18 protein-coding genes are annotated in these 16,923 nt (G+C 72.4%); 10 read left to right on the top strand and 8 right to left on the bottom strand.

The genetic code is table 11. The annotated features are described in order from the left end of the window. Positions 1–2: 2 nt before the first annotated feature. The gene (locus AC507J_RS06040) at positions 3–1,016 is read left to right on the top strand and encodes a potassium channel family protein (RefSeq protein ID WP_496288056.1); all 1,014 of its coding nucleotides are present in this window, start codon (positions 3–5) and stop codon (positions 1,014–1,016) included. 16 nt (positions 1,017–1,032) lie between these two features. Here AC507J_RS06040 and AC507J_RS06035 read toward each other — a convergent pair whose 3' ends face one another. The 3 genes from AC507J_RS06035 to AC507J_RS06025 all read right to left on the bottom strand — a co-directional run bounded on the left by AC507J_RS06035 (position 1,033) and on the right by AC507J_RS06025 (position 5,305). After that, complete coding sequence (locus AC507J_RS06035; protein WP_496288055.1) at positions 1,033–2,067, bottom strand: 2-oxoacid:ferredoxin oxidoreductase subunit beta; 1,035 nt, start codon at positions 2,065–2,067, stop codon at positions 1,033–1,035. Then, the gene (locus tag AC507J_RS06030; RefSeq protein ID WP_496288054.1) at positions 2,060–3,907 is read right to left on the bottom strand and encodes a 2-oxoacid:acceptor oxidoreductase subunit alpha; all 1,848 of its coding nucleotides are present in this window, start codon (positions 3,905–3,907) and stop codon (positions 2,060–2,062) included. The genes AC507J_RS06035 and AC507J_RS06030 overlap by 8 nt, the downstream gene beginning before the upstream one ends. Before the next feature lie 213 nt (positions 3,908–4,120). After that, positions 4,121–5,305, bottom strand: a complete 1,185-nt coding sequence (locus tag AC507J_RS06025; protein WP_496288053.1) for a hypothetical protein — start codon at positions 5,303–5,305, stop codon at positions 4,121–4,123. Positions 5,306–5,432: 127 nt separating this feature from the next. Between AC507J_RS06025 and ndhC the strand changes: the two genes are divergently transcribed. Beyond that, positions 5,433–5,810 (top strand): NADH-quinone oxidoreductase subunit A, encoded by a 378-nt coding sequence (ndhC, locus tag AC507J_RS06020; protein ID WP_496288052.1) that lies wholly within the window; start codon positions 5,433–5,435, stop codon positions 5,808–5,810. 38 nt (positions 5,811–5,848) lie between these two features. Here the strand turns inward: ndhC and folP are convergent, their stop codons facing one another. Continuing rightward, the gene (gene folP / locus AC507J_RS06015) at positions 5,849–6,718 is read right to left on the bottom strand and encodes a dihydropteroate synthase (RefSeq protein WP_496288051.1); all 870 of its coding nucleotides are present in this window, start codon (positions 6,716–6,718) and stop codon (positions 5,849–5,851) included. A gap of 148 nt (positions 6,719–6,866) precedes the next feature. Here folP and AC507J_RS06010 point away from each other — a divergent pair, with 148 nt between their 5' ends. The 4 genes from AC507J_RS06010 (at position 6,867) to AC507J_RS05995 (ending at position 9,335) form a co-directional block, all read left to right on the top strand. Beyond that, complete coding sequence (locus AC507J_RS06010) at positions 6,867–7,547, top strand: DivIVA domain-containing protein (protein ID WP_496288050.1); 681 nt, start codon at positions 6,867–6,869, stop codon at positions 7,545–7,547. Then, positions 7,544–8,041, top strand: a complete 498-nt coding sequence (locus AC507J_RS06005) for an SRPBCC family protein (RefSeq protein WP_496288049.1) — start codon at positions 7,544–7,546, stop codon at positions 8,039–8,041. The genes AC507J_RS06010 and AC507J_RS06005 overlap by 4 nt, the downstream gene beginning before the upstream one ends. A 78-nt stretch (positions 8,042–8,119) precedes the next feature. Next, a complete protein-coding gene (locus AC507J_RS06000) occupies positions 8,120–8,707 on the top strand; it encodes a DNA-3-methyladenine glycosylase I (RefSeq protein ID WP_496288048.1) in 588 nt (195 codons plus the stop codon). A gap of 4 nt (positions 8,708–8,711) precedes the next feature. Then, entirely contained in the window at positions 8,712–9,335 is a 624-nt protein-coding gene (locus tag AC507J_RS05995) for a hypothetical protein (protein WP_496288047.1), read from the top strand. A gap of 81 nt (positions 9,336–9,416) precedes the next feature. Here AC507J_RS05995 and AC507J_RS05990 read toward each other — a convergent pair whose 3' ends face one another. Together AC507J_RS05990 and AC507J_RS05985 are read right to left on the bottom strand one after the other, a co-directional pair. Continuing rightward, a complete protein-coding gene (locus tag AC507J_RS05990; protein WP_496288046.1) occupies positions 9,417–10,211 on the bottom strand; it encodes an enoyl-CoA hydratase/isomerase family protein in 795 nt (264 codons plus the stop codon). Beyond that, positions 10,208–11,032 carry a PaaX family transcriptional regulator gene (locus AC507J_RS05985; protein WP_496288045.1) on the bottom strand — a complete coding sequence of 275 codons (825 nt, stop codon included), beginning with the start codon at positions 11,030–11,032 and terminating at the stop codon, positions 10,208–10,210. Before AC507J_RS05985 ends, AC507J_RS05990 begins: the two co-directional genes overlap by 4 nt. A 191-nt stretch (positions 11,033–11,223) precedes the next feature. Between AC507J_RS05985 and AC507J_RS05980 the strand changes: the two genes are divergently transcribed. Both AC507J_RS05980 and AC507J_RS05975 read left to right on the top strand, forming a co-directional pair. Further along, complete coding sequence (locus AC507J_RS05980) at positions 11,224–11,391, top strand: DUF3117 domain-containing protein (protein ID WP_013283866.1); 168 nt, start codon at positions 11,224–11,226, stop codon at positions 11,389–11,391. Between the two features lie 142 nt (positions 11,392–11,533). After that, a complete protein-coding gene (locus tag AC507J_RS05975) occupies positions 11,534–13,000 on the top strand; it encodes a leucyl aminopeptidase family protein (RefSeq protein ID WP_496288044.1) in 1,467 nt (488 codons plus the stop codon). 9 nt (positions 13,001–13,009) lie between these two features. Here the strand turns inward: AC507J_RS05975 and AC507J_RS05970 are convergent, their stop codons facing one another. Continuing rightward, complete coding sequence (locus AC507J_RS05970; protein WP_496288043.1) at positions 13,010–13,684, bottom strand: O-methyltransferase; 675 nt, start codon at positions 13,682–13,684, stop codon at positions 13,010–13,012. A 194-nt stretch (positions 13,685–13,878) separates the two neighbouring features. Between AC507J_RS05970 and AC507J_RS05965 the strand changes: the two genes are divergently transcribed. After that, positions 13,879–15,228 (top strand): S1C family serine protease, encoded by a 1,350-nt coding sequence (locus AC507J_RS05965; protein ID WP_496288042.1) that lies wholly within the window; start codon positions 13,879–13,881, stop codon positions 15,226–15,228. 70 nt (positions 15,229–15,298) lie between these two features. Beyond that, positions 15,299–15,754: a twin-arginine translocase TatA/TatE family subunit gene (locus AC507J_RS05960; protein WP_496288041.1), complete on the top strand. Its 456-nt coding sequence runs from the start codon at positions 15,299–15,301 to the stop codon at positions 15,752–15,754. A 12-nt stretch (positions 15,755–15,766) separates the two neighbouring features. Here AC507J_RS05960 and AC507J_RS05955 read toward each other — a convergent pair whose 3' ends face one another. Continuing rightward, positions 15,767–16,915: an Mrp/NBP35 family ATP-binding protein gene (locus AC507J_RS05955; protein ID WP_496288040.1), complete on the bottom strand. Its 1,149-nt coding sequence runs from the start codon at positions 16,913–16,915 to the stop codon at positions 15,767–15,769. Between the last annotated feature and the right edge of the window lie 8 nt (positions 16,916–16,923).

The following is a 16,923-nucleotide window of genomic DNA, read 5'->3' as shown; positions in this document are numbered from 1 at the left end:
CGGTGATCCATTTTCCCGCGCAGCGGCGCGGCCCGCTCAGCGCGCTGAGCCTACGGTTGGCGGCCGCCGTCGGGTTGGTGCTCGCCGTGGTCGCGATCGTCTACCTGGAGCGCGACCAGTACCGCGACATCAACGGCGACGGCCTGACCCTGCTGGACTGCTTCTATTACGCGGTGGTCTCGCTGTCGACCACCGGATACGGCGACATCGTGCCGGCCACCCAGGGCGCCCGGCTGGTGAACGTCCTGTTCATCACCCCGGCCCGGGTGCTGTTCCTGATCATCCTGGTCGGCACCACGCTGGAGGTCCTGACCGAGCAGTACCGGACCGGCCGTCGCCTGCACCGGTGGGAGAGAAAATTGAAGGACCACGTCATCATCTGCGGCTATGGCACCAAGGGGCGCAGCGCCATCTCCGCGCTTATGGAGAACGGGCTCGACAAGTCCCGGATCGTCGTGGTGGAGCGCAACGGCTCGGCGCTGCGGCAGGCGACCTCGAACGGGCTGGTCGCCATCGAAGGATCGGCGACCCGCTCCTCGGTGCTCAACCAGGCGCACGTGCGTACCGCCAAGGCGGTGATCATCGCGACCGACAGCGACGACGCGTCGGTCCTGGTGGCGCTGACCGTACGCCAACTCACCGCCGGCCAGGTCCGGATCATCGCAGCCGCCCGGGAGGCGGAGAACGCCCCGCTGCTCAAGCAGAGCGGTGCCCACCACGTGATCGTCTCCTCGGCGACCGCCGGCCGGCTGCTCGGCCTGTCGACCTCGGCTCCGCCGCTTATCGACGTGGTGGAGGACCTGCTCACCCCCGGTCAGGGCATGGCGCTGGCGATGCGGTCGGCCGAGCGCCACGAGGTCGGCCGGAACCCCCGCGACCTGGACGCGCTTGTCATCGCGCTGGTCCGCCGGGGCAAGGTGGTCACCCTGGCGGACCAGGCGGGCGCGGTGGTGGAAACCGGCGACCTACTGGTGCACGTACGCGACGACCGGCCCACCGCGAACACCCTGCCCTGACCGAAAGCGGCGAGGGTCAGTTGATCGTCCAGGTGTCGCCGCTGGCCAGCAGGCCGGCGAGCTGCTGCTCGGGGGTCTCGGTCACCTGTGCCCGGGCGTCGGCCAACTGCTCCTGCACCACGCTGTCGTAGGACGGCCGGCGCACCGAACGGAACACGCCGATCGGGGTGTTCCGCAGGTCGAAGCCGGGCAGCCGGGACAGTGCGAAGGCGTACGCCGGGTCGGTGACCGTCGCATCGTGCACGACGATCTCCTCGGCCGGGGTGGCCGCGGTCTCGCGTACCTCCAGGCCGAAACCACCCGGCGGGTGTACGACGCAGAACTGCCCGTCCTTGCCGAAGGTGATCGGCTGGCCGTGCTCCAGCCGGATCAGGTGGTCGTCCCGGATCCCCGGGTCCTTGAGCGCGTCGAACGCACCGTCGTTGAAGATGTTGCAGTTCTGGTAGATCTCCACAAAGGCCGAACCCTCGTGCTCGGCCGCGGCCCGCAGCACCGACTGGAGGTGCTTGCGGTCGGAGTCGATGGTCCGACCGACGAAGGTCGCCTCCGCGCCCAACGCCAGCGAGAGTGGGTTGAAGGGTGCGTCCGCCGACCCGACAGGCGTCGACTTGGTGATCTTGCCGACCTCGGAGGTGGGGCTGTACTGCCCCTTCGTCAGGCCGTAGATCCGGTTGTTGAACAGCAGGATCTTGAGGTTGACGTTGCGGCGCAGCGCGTGGATCAGGTGGTTGCCACCGATGGAGAGCGCGTCGCCGTCGCCGGTGACCACCCAGACCGAGAGGTCGGGACGGGAGACCGACAGCCCGGTGGCGATCGCCGGGGCCCGCCCGTGGATCGAGTGCATCCCGTAGGTGTTCATGTAGTACGGGAAACGCGACGAGCAGCCGATGCCCGAGACGAAGACGATGTTCTCCCGGGGGATGTTCAGCTCCGGCATGAACTGCTGGACGGCGGCCAGGATCGCGTAGTCACCGCAGCCGGGGCACCAGCGCACCTCCTGGTCGGACTTGAAGTCCTTGGCGGTGAGCTTGAGGGCGACGGGCTCAGACATTCTTCAGGACCTCTTCCAGCATCGTCTCCAGCTCGGCGGCGGTGAACGGCAGGCCGCGGACCTGGTTGTAGCCGATCGCGTCGACCAGGTAGCGGGCCCGGATCACGTGGGCGAGCTGGCCGAGGTTCATCTCGGGGATGACCACCCGGTCGTAGGAGCGCAGCACCGCGCCCAGGTTGGCCGGCATCGGCGCGAGGTGCCGCAGGTGCGCCTGCGCCACCGGCAACCCGCGCTGGCGCAGGGCGCGGCAGGCGGCACCGATCGGGCCGTACGTCGAGCCCCAGCCGAGCACCAGCACCCGGGCGTCGCCGTCCGGGTCCTCCACCTCGACATCGGGGACGTCGATCGCCTCGATCCGGGCGGCCCGGGTACGCACCATGAAGTCGTGGTTGGCCGGGTCGTACGAGATGTCACCGGTCTTGTCGGCCTTCTCCAGCCCACCGATGCGGTGCTCCAGGCCCGGGGTGCCGGGGATCGCCCACGGCCGGGCCAGGGTCTGCGGGTCGCGCAGGTACGGCAGGAAGGTGCTGCCGTCCTCGCCGTTGGGCGCGGTGGCGAACTCGACCCGCAGGTCCGGCAGGGACGCCACGTCGGGTAGCAGCCACGGCTCGGAGCCATTGGCGACGTAGTTGTCGGAGAGCAGGATCACCGGCGTGCGGTAGGTGAGCGCGATCCGCGCCGCCTCGATCGCGGCGTGGAAGCAGTCGGCCGGGGACTTCGGCGCGATCACCGCGACCGGGGCCTCGCCGTGCCGGCCGAACAGCGCCATGTTCAGGTCGGCCTGCTCGGTCTTGGTGGGCATGCCGGTGGACGGGCCGGCCCGCTGCACGTCCACGATGAGCAGTGGCAGTTCCAGCGCCACGGCCAGCGAGATCGTCTCGCCCTTGAGTGCCACCCCCGGGCCGCTTGTGGTGGTCACACCGAGCGCACCGCCGTACGAGGCACCCAGCGCCGCACCGATCGCCGCGATCTCGTCCTCGGCCTGCATGGTGGTGACGCCGAAGCGCTTGTGCTTGCTCAGCTCGTGCAGGATGTCCGAGGCCGGCGTGATCGGGTACGCGCCGAGGAAGACCGGCAGGCCGGAGCGGACCCCGGCGGCGACGAGGCCCAGCGACAGCGCCATGTTGCCGGTGATGTTGCGGTACGTGCCCGCCGGCATCTTGGCCGGCTTGACCTCGTACCGGACGGAGAAGTCCTCGGTGGTCTCGCCGAAGTTCCAGCCGGCTTTGAAGGCGGCGACGTTCGCCGCGACCAACTCGGGCCGCTTGGCGAACTTGCGTTCCAGGAACCGCAGGGTCGACTCGTACGGCCGGGAGTACATCCAGCTGAGCAGACCGAGGGCGAACATGTTCTTGGCCCGCTCGGCGTCCTTCTTGGACACGTCCTGTTCGGCCAGGGCCCCGATCGTCATCGAGGTCAGCGCCACCGGGTGGACCGCGTAGCCGTCGAGCGTGTCGTCGTCGAGCGGGTTGCTCGCATAGCCGACCTTGGCCAGGTTGCGCTTGGTGAACTCGTCGGTGTTGACGATGATGTCGGCGCCCCGGGGCAGGTCGGCGAGGTTCGCCTTGAGCGCCGCCGGGTTCATCGCCACCAGCACGTTCGGTGCGTCACCCGGGGTGAGGATGTCGTAGTCGGCGAAGTGCACCTGGAAGCTCGACACACCGGGTAGGGTGCCGGCGGGCGCCCGGATCTCGGCCGGAAAGTTGGGCAGCGTGGAGATGTCGTTGCCCAGCTGCGCGGTCTCCGAGGTGAACCGGTCGCCGGTGAGCTGCATGCCGTCGCCGGAGTCGCCGGCGAACCGGATGACCACCCGGTCCAGTTGGCGGATCTGCTTGCTCACGGCCGCACCTCGCTTTGTCGCGTGCCGCGCTGCGGCCGGCTGAACTGGCTGGTGACCCCGTCTTGCCCGGCCACGAAGACCTCCTTGACGTGCCGCTGCACCCGGCCGTCCGGTGACCGTCCGGCCCGCTGTCGTTCCTCACCTGAGAGCCTACGTCGAATCGAGGTCACCTCCTGCCCACAGGTCCGCCGACTGGGATCGGATTGTGTGGGTTTATGCGTGCCCTTGGGTGCTTTCGCCCGGCCCGCCGTAATCCAGATCACCGCCCCTTCGCCGAGCCGGTCGTTGCGCCCGGAACCAGATGCCGCCCTCGGTCTCCGGCCCCGATCCGGTCCCGGGAGGTGCGCCGGCTCCGGTCCGCTGGCTCGGTGTCGATCCGGTCCCGGCGTGGGGCACCGCCATCCGGCGGCGTAGCGACATGGTGACCAGACCGAGGGCGAGCAGCACCGGCAGCGCGATCAGCGACACCGCCGTCCGGGTCGTCGAGGTCATCCCGCCGTCGGCTGCGGCGGCCGGTGGCGCGCTCGGTGCGGCGACCGGCCCCGGTGGCGGCACCACCGCCGGTTCCTCCGGCGCCGCCATGATCCGGAAGTTGAGTCGGACCCGCCGGCTGGGGCCGTCCCGGGCGTCGAGGTGGCCGATCACCACACCGGCGAGCGGTCCGGACCGGGGTGCCCGCGGCGTCGCCGCGATCGGCAACCGCAGCTCCGCCGTCCGTCCCGCCGGCACCGGTCCCAGTTCACAGTGGGTACGCGTGGCCGTCGCGGTCACGCAGCCGGAGGGCGGTACCGGCACCGTGATCCCGGTGGGCAGTTCCACCTCGACCCGCCCCTGCGCCGCGCCCCTGCCGCTGTTGCCGAGCGAGACGGTGAGTCCGGCGCTGCCCCCGTCGGCGTCGATGGCGACCTCGTCGGCCCGCAGGGTGATGCCGCCGCTGTCGACCTGCACCCCGGCCGGCCGCGACGGTGCGCCGGTCGACACCGACGTCGGTGTCGACGTCGGTGTCGGCCGAGGGCTCGGCGGAACGGACGTCGGCCGTGGCGTGCTGGTTGCCCTGGGTGGGCTGCCCGGCGTCGGTACCCGGGTCGTGCCGCTCGGTGCGGGTATCGACGGCGACGGTGGCGGGCTGGTCTCGCCCGGCGGTTCCACGGTGGCCGGCGGGGTGGTGGGCTCCGTCGGGTCGCCCGTCGGCTCACCTGGCGGGCTGTCCGGCCCGGACTTGCCGGTGCGGTCCGGTCCCGTCTCGCCGGTGCGGCTCACCGGCGCGCCGGTCGCCGCCCAGCCGGGTACCGCGGCGACGCCGGTCGCCAGGCCGACGGTCAGGGCGCAGGCCAGCAACGGCAGCAGCCGCCATCGGTCGGCCCACCGCTGGGCGGGTCGTCCATCCGGCCGAACCATCGGGCCTCCGTGCTGGTGGTTGGTGGTGCTGCCATGTTGGCCAGAAGTTGCCCGAGGACACTAGTCCCCGGTGAAAACAACTTCGCAACGCCGCGGCGAATTGATCCGGGCGGTAGGCTGACCGACCGTGACCGGTTACCTGGGCTCGTACGCGACGCTCGGGCTGCTGCTGCTCGCCGGCGTGCTGTTCCTGGTCGTCGCCTTCTCGGCCAACCGGGTGCTGCGTCCCGCCCGGCCGGCCGACCCGCCCGGCAAGCGCGCCAGCTATGAGTGCGGCATCGACCCGGTCGGGGGCGACTGGGCGCAGATGCAGATCCGCTACTACGTGTACGCGTACCTCTACGTGGTGTTCGCCGTCGAGGCGGTGTTCCTCTTCCCGTGGGCCCTGGTCTTCGACCGGGCCGGCTTCGGGCTGGTCACCGTGGCCGAGATGGCGGTCTTCGTGGCCGTGCTCGCCCTCGGCCTGCTCTACGCCTGGCGTCGCCGGATCCTCACCTGGACCTGACCTCACCGTTCCCGCTGGACCTGACCCGTCCGTTCCCGTCAGGCGAGACCCCGCCGGGTGAGCACCGGTGGACGGGTGCCCGCGACGGCGGCGACCATGTCGAGGACACGGCGGGTCGGCCGGACCTGGTGGGCGCGGAACACCCGGGCGCCCAGCCAGGCGGAGATCGCGGTGGCGGCCAGCGTGCCCTCCAACCGCTCGCTCACCGGCAGGTCCAACGTCTCGCCGATGAAGTCCTTGTTCGACAGGGCGACCAGCAGCGGCCACCCGGTGTCGGCCAGTTCGCCGAGCCGCCGGGTGATCTCCAACGAGTGCCGGGTGTTCTTGCCGAAGTCGTGTGCCGGGTCGATGAGGATGCCGTCCGCCCGGACCCCGAGCGAGACCGCACGTTCGGCGAGGCCGGTCACCGTCCGCACCACGTCGGCCACCACGTCGTCGAAGGCGGCCCGGTGCGGCCGGGTACGCGGGCTGAGCCCGCCCGCGTGCGAGCAGACCAGCCCGGCACCGGTGCGCGCGGCGACCCGGGCCAGCGCCGGGTCCGCCCCCGACCAGGTGTCGTTGAGCAGGTCCGCGCCGGCGGCCACCGCCTCGACCGCCACCTCGGCGCGCCACGTGTCGATCGAGATGACCAACTGGGGGAAGGCGGCCCGGACGGCGGCGATGGTGCCGACGGTACGCCGGATCTCCTCGGCGACGTCGACCTCGGAGCCCGGTCCGGCCTTCACCCCGCCGATGTCGACGATCTCCGCGCCCTCGTCCACCGCGCGCTCCACCGCGCGCAGGGCGCTGTCGGCGGCGAACGTCGCACCCCGGTCGAAGAACGAGTCCGGGGTGCGGTTGACGATCGCCATCACCACCAGATCGTCGGGGCCGAACGTCCGTCCACCGAGCCGAAGCACCCCGGTCACGTCGCCTCCTTCACCGCCGTACGCCCGGCCGATCTCGCCGCTGCGCACCGGTGACGCTATCCGGTCGCCGCCGACGGTTCCCGGTCCCGTCCGATCCGCCGCGCCGGGTGGGGTCGCCCTGCTCCCGTCGGCGTGCCACGATCAGTGCATGGGTCAGCTTCTGCTCGTGCTGGTCGTGGCGGTCGCCGTCGCGGCGGTGGTGTTCGGAGTGACGGTCTTGGTCAGCGGCCGGGATCCCGGCCTGGTTCCAGCGGAGGCGGACGGGCGCGCGGTGCCGCTGCCCGGTGACCGCCCGCTGCGCGAGACAGACGTGGGTGAGGTGCGCTTCGACACCGCGTTGCGCGGTTACCGGATGGCCCAGGTCGACCAGGCGTTGCGTCGGGCCGCGTACGACATCGGCTACAAGACCGAGCTGATCGGCGTCCTGGAGGCAGAGGTGGCGGCGCTGCGGCAGGGGCGGACGGCCGACGCCGACGCGCTGCGGCAGGCCCGCGAGCAGTCCGCCGGTCGGGCCACGGCACCACCCGAGCCGGCCACCGCCAACGAGCCGGTCATCGAGCTTGGCACGCCGAGCGAGCCGGTCACCGCCCCCGAGCCGGTCACCGCGCCGACCGAGCCGACCACCGCGCCCGAGTCGGGCAGCTCGCTTGAATCGGCCAGCTCGCCCAGGTCGACCGCTGCCGGTGCAGCCGTCGAGCCGGCCGCGGCCACGTCCGCCGTGGATCCCACCCCGGAGAGCGGCACCGAGTTCGGCGCACCGGCGACGGACCGGACGGCCGAGGCGAAGGACGAGCCGGACGCTGCCGCGGTCCGCTCGGAGCCGAAGTGAGCGATCCGGACACTCCTGACGATCTTCGCGAGGCGGCGCAGCCCGGTGCCGGCGAGGTGACCGCCACCGTGATCGTCAACGCGCCGGCGGAGCAGGTCTTCGCGGCGCTGCTGGCCTGGGAACGGCAGTCCGACTGGATCCCGTTCACCAAGGTGCGGGTGGTCGAGGGCGACGGTGGCGAGGGCAGCCTGATCGAGGCGGTCACCACGCTCGGCCCGGCGGTGCTCCGGGACGAGATGCGGGTGGTCCGGGTCGACGCGCCGTACGAGATCGGTGTGGTGCACTGCGGGACGCTGCTGCGCGGCCCGGGTGTGCTGCGCTGCACCCAGTTGGCGGGCGGGCGCAGCCAGGTGGTGTGGCACGAGTGGTTCCACGTGCCCGGCGGGCCGGCCGGCCGGGTGGCCTGGCCGGTGCTCTGGCCGGGCTCGAAGTTCAGCCTCACCCAGGCGCTGCGCCGCTTCGCCCGCCAGGTCGAACAGGGCCGCCTGCCCTGACCATCGAGCTGCCCTGACCATCGAGCCGTGGCGCATCGAGGAGCCTGAACGTCGGGGGGCCTGACTAGCCTGGGTGCCGTGACTGACCTGGTGATCGGCGCCGACGGGCTGGCCCGCTGCGCCTGGGGAGCGAGCACCCCCGACTACGCGATCTACCACGACACCGAGTGGGGCCGCCCGCTGCATGGTGACGACGAACTCTACGAGCGGATCACGCTGGAGGCGTTCCAGTCCGGGCTGTCCTGGCTGACCATCCTGCGCAAGCGGCCCGCGTTCCGGCGGGCCTTCGACGACTTCCGGATCGCCGCGGTGGCCGGCTACGGCGAGGCCGAGGTGGCCCGGCTGCTCGCCGACGCGGGCATCGTCCGCAACCGCGCCAAGATCGAGGCGGCCATCGCCAACGCGCGGGCCGCACTGGAACTGCCCGCGGGGCTCTCCGCGCTGCTCTGGTCCTTCGCACCGAGCGGCCGGCCCCGGCCCACCAGCCACGCCGAGGTGCCGGCGCTCACCGAGGCCTCCACGGCGATGGCCAGGGCGCTCAAGAAGCGCGGGTTCCGCTTCGTCGGCCCGACCACTGCGTACGCGCTGATGCAGGCGACCGGGATGGTCGACGACCACCTCGCGGGCTGCCACGTCGTACCGTCCGGTGCGGGCGTGATGGGATAGCACCATGACGACCGACACCGCACACCGGGTGAACGGGGCGAGCTACGCGGAGAACACGGGCACCTGGGCGGTCCTGCTGCCCGCCGGGCGGTACGACGCCGAGCGGCTCGTCCACCATGACACGCTGGAGCTGACCGGGCTGGCGGAGGTCGGCCTGCCCCGCCCCGGCGACCAGATCGCGGTGCTGGCCGCCGAGCCGACCCGGCTGGTGGCGGTGGGCCGGGTCGCCGCGCCGACGGCCCAGTGTCCCGAGGACCCGGACGACCCGCAGTCCGACCGGGGGCCGGAGACGCTTGTGGTGGCGTACACCCGGCGCGCCTTCGACCAGCCGGTGCCGGCCGACGCGCTTGTGCTCGGCGGTCCGGTGACCGCCCTCGACCCGGGCACCTTCCGCGAGCTGGTCGACCGGCTCGGCCCGCCGCCGCAGCGACGCTCGTGGCTGGTCAGCCTGGACCTGCCGATCGAGGCCGACTCGCCGGCCGAGGCGGTCCGTCTGTTCTGGGCGTACGTGCAGGAGTTGGGCCCGCGCGAGCTGCCCGCCTTCGTCTCGCCCTCCGGAGACGAGCTGGCCATGCAGGCGTTCGTGCTCGGCGCGGAGGCGAACCAGGATCCGGAGGAGGACGACTGACGCCGACGCGGGCCCTCCGGCCCGCGCCAGCGCGGCGTGGCCGCGCGCGGACGTCGTGTTCCACCCGCCGACGCGGGCGGCTCAGCGGCCCTCGAAGACCGGCTTCTGCTTGTTGACGAAGGCCATGGTGGCCGCCCGGTGGTCGCTGGTGCCGCCGCAGATCGCCTGGGCCTGCGCCTCGGCGGCCAACGCGTCGGCCAGGGTGCCGGCGTCGGCCACGGAGAGCTGGCGCTTGATCGCCGCGTACGCCACCGTCGGGCCGGCGGCCAGCCGGGCGGCGAGTTCCTGGGCGGCCGGCAGTACGCCGTCGTCCTCCTCCACCAGCCGGTTGAGCAGGCCCAGTCGGCACGCCTCCTCGGCGCGTACCGGCTCGGCCAGCATCAGCAGCTCGACGGCCTTGGCGTGGCCGACCAGCCGGGGCAGCGTCCAGGACGCGCCGGTGTCGGCGGCGAGCCCGACCTTGGCGAAGGCCATCAGGAAGCTGGTCGACGGCCCGCCGATGCGGATGTCGGCAAGGAACGCCAGCGAGGCACCGGCCCCGGCGGCCATCCCACGGACCGCGGCCACCACCGGCTTGGGCAGGCTGGCCAGCCGGGCGGCGATCGGGTTGTAGTGGGCTCGGACGGTGTCCAGCGGGTTGCCGCCGCCCCCCGATTCCAGGGTGCCGACGTGCTCGCGCAGGTCCTGGCCGGCGCAGAACGACCCGCCGGCACCGGCGAGCACCACCGCCCGGCAGCTCCGGTCGGCCTCCAGCTCGGCGAGGACGTCCCGCAGCGCCTCCTTGAGTGCCACGTCGAGCGCGTTCATCGCCGTCGGGCGGTTGAGCGTGAGGGTGGCGACGGCGTCGGTGCGGTCGACGAGCAGCGGGTCGGTCACGTCTGGCGATCCTTAGGTCGGGCTGACCGGTTACCACCGTCGAGGCACTGCTCGACGTACCGGTCCGCGGCCGGCCGGAGCCGGGCCGCGTGGCGGTCGAAGAAGCCGGCCGCGGCAATGCCGGGCCAGCGTTCGGGCAGCAGCGCCGGGGGCAGCTGCGGGTCCCGGAAGAGGAAGGTACGCCACGCGTGCACCAACCGGAACCGGGCGGCGTACGCGTCCTCGTCGCTGCTGCGGACGGTGATCCCGGCAAGCGCCGCCCGCTGCTCGGCGACGAAGCGCTCGTAGGCCCGGCCGATCTCGGCCAGGTCCCAGGCCCGGCGGACCAGACCCATCGCGCCGGGGGTGCCGGCGGCGTGCGCGGCGCTGAACCGCTCGAAACGTACGCCCGCCTCGTTGAGCAGCAGGTCGAGATCCTCGGCGGGCCGGGTGGCGACCCAGGTCTGTTCGTCGAGCGTGCCGTAGCCGAGGTAGCGCAGGTTGGCGGCGAGCCGCTGGCGGTCCCGGCGCGCGGTGGGCGCGTCCAGCACCAGCAGGTCGAACCGGCCGTCCCAGGTGACCCGGCCGGTGCGGTAGATCCGGGAGGCGGCCTCGTCCAACCGGCGGGCGGCTTTCGGTGTGATCGAATAGCCCGGTCCGGAGACCAGCTTCAGCGGTTCGAGCCAGCCCTGACGCACCATCCGGGAGACCGCCGTCCGGACGGCCGGTGGCGCGATCCCGAGCGGTGCCAGGAGCTTGACCAGGGCGGCAACCGGTGCGCGGCCACCCCGGGGCCGGAGATGGTCGCCGTACAGGTCGAAGAGAGCCGACCGTGCCTGCATGACCGCACATTGTGACAGGCCATCTCGGGATAAGCTAGATGCTGTTACATCAATGCTGCTTCGGTTTGGGTCCGGCGGTGTTCATCAGGGAAAATCGTTGGTCGACAACCCCCGTGCAGGTTGCGGGAGGTCATGGCTAAGTGGCTGTGGGGCAACCCACCGACCCTGGTGTAGGTCTGAGGGGAGACAACATGGCGGCGATGAAGCCGCGGACGGGCGACGGTCCGCTGGAAGTCACCAAGGAGGGCCGGGGCATCGTCATGCGCGTTCCGCTGGAGGGCGGTGGCCGGCTCGTCGTCGAGATGACTCCCGACGAGGCGACGGCGCTCGGTGACGCGCTGAAGGCGGCCGCCGGCTGAAAGGCCGGTCCGTCAGCGACGCTCGCCGCCGCGGACGGTTTCGTCTAGCCCTGAGCCACCGGCTACCGCCGGTGGCTCAGGGCCTTCACATCATTTCGCGGGCGTTCCGGTCCGCGACCTTCCTCAGGAGGTACGGCTCCGCGTGCTCGCCATCCGTCTGACCGCCGAGCCGGACCGGCTCGACACCGTGGCCCTACCCATCCGACCTGGCGGAGCCGACGACGCGCCGGCCGGGCCGGTCCCGACCGGCGTGGCGCTGCCCGACGGGGTCGCCGACGAGGCCGCTGCGCTGGCCCCGCTGGCGCGACTGACCGGCCGGGCCGGTGAGGTCCGCGTCCAACTCCGACCGGGAGCTGTGCCGGCCCGGCTGCTGCTGGTAGGGATCGGCGCGGGCGACGAGGCGGCCTGGCGGTCGGCCGGAGCGGCACTGGTCCGGGCCGCCAAGGATGAGACGCATGTCACATTAGCTTTGCCGGGCGGCGTGTCGCCGGAGGCGGTTCGTGGTCTCGTCGAGGGGCTGCTGCTGGGCTCGTACCGGTTCCGGCTCGGTGCCGACGCCGACGCTCCCACGCTCACCGGCGTCGACCTGGCGCTCGACGACCCCGAGAGCCACGAGCAGGCGGTGGAGACGGCCCGGACGACCGCCCGGATGACCCGGCTGGCCCGCGATCTCACCAACACCCCGTCCTCGGTCAAGAACCCGGAGTGGTTCGCCGGTCAGGTCGCCGAGGCCGCCGCCGGCCTGCCCGGGCTGCGGCTGCGGGTCCGCGAGCCCGAGCAGCTGGCCGCCGAGGGATTCGGCGGGATCCTGACCGTCGGCGGCGGCTCGGCCAGCGGGCCGCGCCTGGTCGAGTTGGACTGGCAGCCGGCCGACGCCCGGACCCACGTGGTACTGGTAGGCAAGGGCATCACCTTCGACACCGGTGGCATCTCGATCAAGCCGGTGCCGGCGATGAAGCTGATGCGCAAGGACATGGCCGGGGCGGCTGCGGTCGTCGCGGCCACCCTCGGCGCGGCGGCGCTGCGGCTGCCGGTCCGGGTCACCACGCTCGCCCCGCTGGCCGAGAACATGGTCAGCGGCGGCGCCTTCCGTCCTGGCGACATCGTCCGGCACTACGGCGGGCTGACCAGCGAGACGACCAACTCCGACGCGGAGGGGCGGCTGGTCCTCGCCGACGCCCTGGCCTACGCCGTGCAGGAGCTGAAGCCGGACCTGCTGATCGACCTGGCCACCCTGACCGGGGCGAACGCGGTCGCGCTCGGCACCCGTACCGGTGCCCTCTACAGCGACAACGACCAGCTCGCCAAGGACCTGCTGGCCGCCATCGACGCGGCGGGCGAGTCCGCCTGGCGGATGCCGCTGCCCGCCGACTACGTCGAGCATCTCGGCAGCGACCTGGCCGACCTGTACAGCGCGCCCACCCAGGGGGCCGGCTCCGTGCTCGCCGCGCTCTACCTGCGGGAGTTCACCGGCGAGCTGCGGGACCGGTGGCTGCACGTGGACATGTCCGCCCCCTCCTGGTCGGACCGGGACGACGCGGAGCTGACCCGGGGCGCGACCGGCTGGGGCGTACGCGGGCTGCTGCGCTGGCTGGGCACGCTCGCCTGAGCGGATGGCTCAGCACCTGACGGCGGCGAGCAACCCGCTGCCCACCGGCAGCAGCGCCGGGATCCAGTGCTCCGACTCGCGGATGGCCTTCACCGTCTCGCGTACCGTCACCGTCTCGGCGTCGCGCGCCGCCGGGTCGCCGATCCGGCCCCCGGCCAGCGTGCCGTTGAGCACCAGCACACCGCCCGGTCGCAGCAGCCGCAGGGCGGCTTCCACGCAGGCGGTGAAGCCGGTCGCCTCGGCGTCGACGAAGACCAGGTCGTACGCGCCGTCCGCGAGCCGGGGAAGGACGTCCAGCGCCCGGCCCGTGATGATCCGCGTACGGCCGGCGGCGAAGCCGGCCTCGGCGAAGATGCGTCGGGCGATCCGCTGGTGCTCCACCTCGACGTCGATGGTGGTGAGCACCCCGTCGGCACGCATGCCGCGCAGCAGCCAGACGCCGCTGACACCGGTGCCGGTGCCGATCTCGACCACCGCGCGGGCGTTGCCGGCGGCGGCGAGCAGGCGCAATGCGGCACCCGCACCGGGGGTGACCGCGTCGAGACCGACCTCGCGGGCGAGGCTGCGCGCGGTGCGCAGGACTAGATCCTCGGTTACGTACGACTCGGCGAAACTCAGAGCCGGGTTCGTCGAACTGCCGGAACCGGCGACCGTGGCGATGGGACACCTCCGGGCGGCGAGCATGATGCGCGGGGCGGGTGGGCATTGTGACTCTAGAGGCGGGCCGCCAGGGGCGCAGCCGGGCGTCCACCCGCAGTGACAACCGATGACCCGTCGGGGCGTATCCGTGCAATCCTGGAAGCGGTGTCCTGTCGACCGCTCACGGACGACGTCCGATCGCGGAGCGTGGATACCGGGGACGGAGTGGGAGGCACCGAGTGACCGACGGCTGGGACTGGCGCCAGCCCGGTGGGAGCGGCGTACCGGCGGGACAGCCGGGGCCCGGACACCCGCCGGCGGGCTCGCCGCCGACACCGCTGCCGGGCGGCCAGCCGGCCGCGTCAGCGCAGCAGGGCGGCCACGCGGCATCGCCATGGTGGTCCGACGCGCTTGCCGATCCGTGGCGAGACCCGCACGCCAGGGCGGCGGTGGTGATACCGGCGGTGCCGGCTCCGGGCACCGAACCGGAACCGGTCACCGACCCGGACGCCCCCGGGCGTCCGAGGCTTCGTCATCTGATGCTCATTCCGCTGGTGAGCGCCCTGCTCGCCGGCATGCTCGGCGGTGCCCTCGGGTACACCTTCGCGGTCCGTGGCGGCGCTGGCGCGCCGGTGCTCGGTGCCCCTGCGGGCTCCGCGCCGACGCTCGCGCAGCGGGCGCCGGAGTCGCTGGCCGGCGTCGCCGAACGGGTCCTGCCCAGCGTGGTGACCGTACGGGTGGCCGGGGCGGCCGGCACCAGTGAGGGTTCCGGCTTCATCGCCAGCGTCGACGGGCACGTGATCACAAATGACCACGTGGTCGCGGGCGGCACCGGCCAGGCGTCAGTGATCTTCAACGACGGCAGTACCGCCTCGGCGACGGTGGTGGGGCAGGACCCGGAGTCCGACATCGCAGTGATCAAGGTCTCCCGGAACGGGCTGCGTCCGGTCGAGTTCGGCGACTCCGACTCGCTCGCGGTCGGCGACCCGGTGCTGGCCATCGGTTCGCCGCTGTCGCTGGCCAACACGGTCACCGCCGGCATCGTGAGCGCCCTGGACCGGACGATGCAGGCCGGCGAGCCCGGCGGGCCGACGCGCTACTACGCCGCCATCCAGACCGACGCTGCGGTCAACCACGGCAACTCGGGCGGGCCGCTTGTCGACGCGGCCGGGCGGGTGATCGGGGTGAACTCCACGATCAAGTCCCTGGTCTCCGACGGCCAGGAGGCGGGCAACATCGGTCTCGCCTTCGCCATCCCGATCAATCAGGCCAAACGGATCACCCAGGACATCATCGGCACCGGCAAGGCCCGCCGTACGGTGATCGGCGCCCAGGTCGGCGGCCCCGGCTCGGGCAGCGGCGGCTCCGGCGTACGCCTCGCGGCGGTCGAGCCGTCCGGGCCGGCGGCCGGTGCCGGACTCCAGGCCGGTGACGTGATCCTGAAGCTCAACGGTCGCCCGATGAGCGAGCCGACCGACCTGATCGCCCTGGTCCGCAAGTACGCGCCCGGTTCGGTGGTGACCGTCGAGTACCGCCGGGGCTCCACCCGGCAGAACGCCTCGGTGACCCTTGCCGCAGATGTGAAGTGACCGCTCTCCCTCTTCTGGCCCGGCCGTCGACGTGCGTACTCTGGCTGCGGTAGCCGGGAGGAGGCCAAGCGTGTTCGAGAACCTGAACGTGTGGGAGGTCGGTGCGCTGCTGCTGCTGGCGCTGCTGATCTTCGGCGACCGGTTGCCGGCGGTGATCGCCGACGGGCTGCGCATGGTGCGCAACCTGCGCAACATGGCCCGTAACGCCACCACCGACCTGAGCAAGGAACTCGGCACCGACATCCAGCTTGAGGACCTGCACCCCAAGGCGTTCATCCGCAAGCACCTGCTCACCGAGGAGGACGAGCAGGCGATCCGGAAGCCGTTGCAGGGCATCTACGACGATCTCCGGGCGGACGTCACGCACGTGCACAACGACCTCAAGGAGGTGGCGACCGCTGCGGATCCGCGTACGCCCGCCAGCCCCTCCCCGTCGGCGCCGTCGTCGTCTTCGAGTTCCGCGCCGGTCGACGGCGCGACCCCGGCACCGGCCGCCCGCACGGCCAGCTACGACGAGATCACCTGACCACGCGACCGGTCAGCGGCCGGCCGGCTTGAGGCCCAGCGGCTTACCGAGCAGCGACTCACGCCGCAGCGCGAGCCGGTCGGCGACCTGGTTCAGCGCCTTCGCCGCCGGGGAGTCCGGCTCGGCGAGCACGATCGGATTGCCCTCGTCGCCCGCCTCCCGGACCCGGGTGTCCAGCGGCACCTGACCGAGCAGCGGCACCTGCGCCCCGATGGTCTGGGTGAGCGAATCGGCGACGGTCTGGCCGCCGCCGGCCCCGAAGATCTCCATCCGGGAACCGTCCGGCAGCTCCAGCCAGGACATGTTCTCGATCACACCTACCACCCGCTGGTGGGTCTGCAGGGCGATTGCACCGGCCCGTTCGGCCACCTCGGCGGCGGCGGCCTGCGGCGTGGTGACCACCAGGATCTCGGCGTTGGGCAGCAGTTGGGCCAGGGAGATGGCCACGTCACCGGTGCCCGGCGGCAGGTCGAGCAGGAGAACGTCGAGATCGCCCCAGTAGACGTCGGCCAGGAACTGCTGAAGAGCGCGGTGCAGCATCGGGCCGCGCCAGACCACGGCGGCGTTGCCGGCGGTGAACATGCCGATCGAGATGACCTTCACGCCGTGCGCCTGGGGCGGCATGATCATGTCTTCGACGCGGGTGGGGCGACCGTCCGCGCCGAGCATCCGGGGCACCGAGTGCCCGTAGATGTCCGCATCCACCACGCCCACGGAGAGGCCCCGGGCGGCCAGGGCCGCAGCCAGGTTCACCGTCACGCTGGACTTGCCCACGCCGCCCTTACCGCTGGCCACCGCGTACACCCGGGTGCGCGAGCCGGGCTGGGCGAAGGGGATGACCGGCTCCTCGGTCGCACCGCCGCCGCGCAGCTTGGCCTGGAGCGCCTGGCGTTGCTCGGGGCTCATCACGCCGAACTCGATCTCGACGCCGGTGATCCCGCTCACCGCGCCCACCGCAGCGGTGATGTCCGTACGCAGCTTGTCCTTCAACGGGCAACCGGCCACCGTGAGCAGCAGCTCGACCCGGACCACACCATCCTCGCCGACCTCGGCGGAGCGGACCATGCCGAGTTCGGTGATCGGCCGGCGGATCTCCGGGTCGTTGACGGTGGCCAGGGCGGCCTGAACGGCGTCGTTGACGGTGCTGACGGGAGCTGACATGCCCGCAA

The organism is Micromonospora sp. PRAS1 (assembly GCF_059553435.1).
Note: the sequence above shows the minus strand (reverse complement) of the source record. Positions and strands in the feature narration are given on the sequence as shown.